At 59.6% G+C, this 639-nt stretch carries 1 protein-coding gene; it reads left to right on the top strand.

What is annotated here, in order from left to right; translation table 11 throughout:
• The coding region (locus tag VSR34_RS38190; RefSeq protein WP_342965208.1) for an AraC family transcriptional regulator at positions 1-236 on the top strand (236 nt) is incomplete at its 5' end.
• Positions 237-639: the final 403 nt, after the last annotated feature.

The raw sequence follows: 639 nt of genomic DNA, 5'->3' as shown, positions 1-639 counted from the left end.
ATCTATCCGCGGCCACGCTGCAACGCCGTCTGCTGGCCGAAGGCACGAGCTACCGGCAACTGAAAGACGAATTGCGCCGTGACATCGCCATTGAGTTGTTTTCCAGCAGTTCTCTCACGGTCGCCGAAGTCGCTGCACGGACTGGATTTCAGGAAACCAGTGCTTTTCACAGGGCCTTCAGGAAGTGGACGGGGGCCAGCCCGGGAATGTACCGCCACGGCAGGGCGAACTCTTAACGTTAGAACGCGCCCGTTGTCATGACGGAGCTGGTGCGTTCCGACCTGCTTGTACGTCTGACCTGTCGAAACGGCTCGATCCTCGCTGCCAAGCGCGCGTTGCGCGAAAGCATGGCTGACGGGGCAAGGCACAGTACAGCCGTGCGACCGATGACTCGCATACAGGCGGGCAGCGCCGAAGCGGCATTGCACTCATCCTCACTTGAATTCTCGGGGTGATGGGCAGCCAACGCACGAAGCAGAACGTGTCCACAGACCTCATACAAACTGAGGTCGGCAGGCATGGATTGGTATCCCAGCCAGGCTGACACTGCAATCGCGTTCGGCAAATCAGAACAAGCCTCGCTCCCGGTTGTGCAGAGTAACCGGAGTTGGCTCCACGAGAGCCCCGCACTTGATAACC

The organism is Paraburkholderia sp. JHI2823 (genome assembly GCF_038900695.1).
GTDB classification, from domain to species: Bacteria; Pseudomonadota; Gammaproteobacteria; order Burkholderiales; family Burkholderiaceae; genus Paraburkholderia; species Paraburkholderia mimosarum.
This window is presented reverse-complemented; position numbering and strand designations above follow the sequence as displayed.